Origin of the sequence: Mesorhizobium sp. M7A.F.Ca.AU.001.01.1.1 (assembly GCF_004022735.1) — a bacterium.
GTDB classification, from domain to species: domain Bacteria; phylum Pseudomonadota; class Alphaproteobacteria; order Rhizobiales; family Rhizobiaceae; genus Mesorhizobium; species Mesorhizobium ciceri.
In genome coordinates this window covers 1-3,677 of record NZ_RZPF01000659.1, presented here as the reverse complement: position 1 = coordinate 3,677, position 3,677 = coordinate 1, and the positions used below count along the sequence as shown (strand labels likewise).

The following is a 3,677-nucleotide window of genomic DNA, read 5'->3' as shown; positions in this document are numbered from 1 at the left end:
CTTCCGGCGACAATGCCTTCAAGATCGAGCTTGCCCGCCGCATCGTGATCAGGGCGCTGATCTCTGCGCTTTCGGGAACGCCCGAGCGTCTGCCGGCCCTTCCTGCCTCCCCGTTCTCGAACATTCCTGGAGCGCGCCATGACGCTTGAACTCAGCCTCAACCAGCAACCCGCCCATGCCCGGCAAGGCTCTAGCATCGGCCAGCCGCTGACCCGCCGCGACGGCTTTCTGAAAGTCACCGGAGCCGCGCGCTATGCCGCCGACAACCATCCGCCCGGCATGCTCTACGCCGTGCTGGCGGTCAGCAGCATCGCACGCGGCCGCGTCGCCGCGCTGGATGTCGAGGCGGCCAAGGCATACAGAGGCGTGGTCGAGGTGATGACGCCCAAGAACCGGCCAGCGCTCGCTGCCGATCCGGACGCCAAGGACCATCCCTTCATGTTCCGGCTCGACCTCTTGCAGAACGACCAGGTCCGCTACCCCAATCAGAGCATCGCCGTGGTGATCGCCGAGACGCTGGAGGCGGCGACCGAGGGGGCGGCGCTGCTGTCGCCGCGCTATGAAGTGATGCCGGCGCGCGTTGGCCTCGACGGCGCCGAAAATTTCGTGCCGCGTGCTGTCGGCGTCGGCGGTCCGGCCGTGCAGCACAAGGGCGATGTCGAGGTCGGCCTTAAATCCGCAAAGACGCGGATCGAAGCCACCTACGAGACGCCGGCCCAGTACCACAACGCCATGGAGCCGCATGCGATCGTCGTCGCCTGGGAAGGCGACACACTGTCGATCGACACACCGAGCCAGGGCCTTGCCATGGCGCAGGGCCGCATCGCCGGCCTGTTCGGCATCGCGCCGGAGAACATCCACATCCGCAGCCCGTTCCTGGGTGGCGGCTTCGGTTCGAAAGGCATGATCTCCGGGCCGCAGGTGCTCGGCATCCTGGCGGCGCGTCTCGTCGGCCGTCCGGTCAAGCTGGTGCTGCGACGTGAGCAGATGTACGGGCCGGTCGGCCACCGTGCGCCGACGCGCCAGACGCTGCGCATGGGCATGGATGGCGAAGGGCGGCTGACGGCACTCGACCATCACGCCAAGACCGCGTCGAGCACGTTCGACGATTTCTTCGAACCGGCGGCGGATGCCTCGCACACGCTCTATGCCAGCCCGGCCATCGCCACCTCGCACGATGCGGTGCGGCTCGATACCGGTACGCCGCTGTTCATGCGGGCGCCCGGCGAAGCCACCGGCTCGATCGCGCTGGAGAGCGCTATCGATGAGGCAGCCTACGCCTGCGGCATGGACCCGCTGGAATTCCGGCTGCGGAACTATGCCGAGGTCGAGCCGATGACCGGCAAGCCGTTTTCCTCCAAGGCGCTGCGCGAATGCTACAGGCAAGCGGCCGAGACGTTCGGCTGGGCGAGCCGCCCGCTTCAGCCTCGGCTGATGCGCGACGCCGACGGTTTCCTGACCGGCTGGGGCATGGGCACGGCGACCTTCCCGGCGATCATGTTCCAGGCCGAAGCGCGGGCGGTGCTGAGAGCCGATGGCAGCGGCGTGATGGAGACCGGCGCTCAGGACATGGGGCAAGGCGCCTGGACCGCCTTCGCCCAGATCGCCGCCGACGGACTGGGACTGGATATCGACCAGGTCGATTTCAGGGCCGGCAGCTCCGATCTGCCCAATGCAGGCATTGCCGTCGCCGTGTTTGCCGAGGTGAAGGTCGATCCGGATTTTGGCCAGATCCGTGTCACAAGGCTGGTCGGTGCGTTCGCCGCCGGACGGGTCATCAATCCCAGGCTGGTGCGCAGCCAGTATTATGGCGGCATGATCTGGGGCGTCTCGTTCGCGCTGCATGAGGAAGCCATCACCGACCGGCGCTCTGGCCGGATCCAGAATGCCAACCTCGCCGAATATCATGTCCCGGTGAATGCCGACGTTCCATCGGTCGAGGCGTTGCTGGTCCACGAGGACGACCCTCACGTCAACGCGCTCGGCATCAAGGGCGTCGGCGAAATCGGCATCACCGGCACGGCCGGCGCCGTCGCCAATGCGGTCTGGCATGCGACCGGCGTGCGGCCGCGGCGCTTTCCGGTCCGCATCGAGGACCTGCTGGGGTGAGGAGTGGTCCACCTAGCGGATGGGAAGCCAATTGCTTGGCTTCCCGAACGACGAATGGTGAAGGCCCGGTCCGCCTTCGGGCGCACCAAAAAGTCCAGTGGACCTTTTTAAGGGGCTGAACGCCCGAAGGCGGGGAGCGGCAGCGAAGGGCCGCACAGCCGGCGCCAGGTCCCCGCCGGCTGCCAAAGATGAAATCAACGACTTCGCGTCAAGCAACTGGAGCCCGACGCCCATGACCAAAACAACGATCCCAGTTCATCTCGACATCAACGGCCGTGATCACGATCTGCAACTCGAGCCGCGCGTCACGCTGCTCGATGCCTTGCGCGATCGCCTCGGCCTGACCGGAACCAAGAAGGGCTGCGACCACGGCCAGTGCGGCGCCTGCACCGTGCATATCGACGGCGAGCGCGTGCTGGCCTGCCTGACGCTGGCCGCACAAGTCGAGGGCCGCACCGTCACCACCATAGAGGGGCTTGCACGGGAGGGCGAAATGCATCCCGTGCAGGCTGCCTTCCTCGAACAGGACGCCTTCCAGTGCGGCTATTGTACGCCGGGCCAGATCATGTCGGCGGTCGCCTGCATCCGCGAAGGCCATGCCGGCTCCGACGAAGAAATCCGCGAGTATATGGCCGGCAACCTCTGCCGCTGCGGCGCCTATCCGCACATCGTCGCCGCTGTCCGCCAGGCAGCATTGGAGGCCGCATCATGAGGGATTTTTCGTATGTGCGCGCCAATTCGCTCGATGCGGCACGCCAGGCGGCCGCCCTGCCCGGCGCCATGCTCTTGGCCGGCGGCACCACGCTGATCGACCTCGCCAAATGCGGCGTCGCCGAGCCCGAGACGCTGGTCGACATCACCCATCTCAAGGGGTTGGGCAGGATCGAGGTGAACGAGCGCGGCGTCACCATCGGCGCACTGGCCAGGATGAGCCATGTCGCCGACCATGCCGACATCAAGAGTAGCTTCCCCGCCATTTCCGAAGCCCTGTGGCAGGCGGCTTCCGCGCAGATCCGCAACATGGCGACCATCGGCGGCAATCTGATGCAGCGCACGCGCTGCCCTTATTTCCGCGATCCCGCGAATTTCCCAGCCTGCAACAAGCGTGAGCCCGGCTCTGGCTGTTCGGCGATCGGCGGCGTTACCCGTGGCCATGCGGTGCTTGGCATCAGCGACGCGTGCATCGCCATGTATCCGGGCGACCTCGCCGTGGCGCTGGTCGCCTTCGATGCGATCGTGCATCTGGGCGAGCGCCACATCCCGGTCGACGACTTTTTCCTGCTGCCCGGCACCACGCCGGATCGGGAACACGCGATCGAACCGGGCGAGATGATCACCGCGATCGAGATCCCCGGCTCGGCCCCTGCCCGGCGTTCGACTTATCTCAAGATCCGCGACCGGCAATCCTATGAGTTTGCCGCCGCGAGCGCGGCGGTCGGCATTGAGTTCGAACCTGACGGCCGAACGATCCGCGATTTGCGCGTCGCGCTTGGCGGCGTCGCGACCAAGCCGTGGCGTGCGCGGGCCGTGGAAAACGCGCTGAAGGGCAAGGTGCTGGAGCCGGACAC

Annotated in this window: 3 protein-coding genes and 1 pseudogene; all 4 read left to right on the top strand. The window is 66.7% G+C overall.

Going from position 1 to position 3,677, the window contains the following annotated elements; translation table 11 throughout:
• Positions 1-149, top strand: a pseudogene (locus EN884_RS39850) (xanthine dehydrogenase family protein subunit M); the annotation flags it as partial.
• A complete protein-coding gene (locus EN884_RS29265) occupies positions 139-2,109 on the top strand; it encodes a xanthine dehydrogenase family protein molybdopterin-binding subunit (protein ID WP_128360891.1) in 1,971 nt (656 codons plus the stop codon). The pseudogene EN884_RS39850 and the gene EN884_RS29265, both read left to right, overlap by 11 nt.
• Before the next feature lie 232 nt (positions 2,110-2,341).
• Complete coding sequence (locus EN884_RS29260; protein WP_013530702.1) at positions 2,342-2,821, top strand: (2Fe-2S)-binding protein; 480 nt, start codon at positions 2,342-2,344, stop codon at positions 2,819-2,821.
• The coding region (locus EN884_RS29255) for a xanthine dehydrogenase family protein subunit M (RefSeq protein WP_164895218.1) at positions 2,818-3,677 on the top strand (860 nt) is incomplete at its 3' end. The genes EN884_RS29260 and EN884_RS29255, both read left to right, overlap by 4 nt.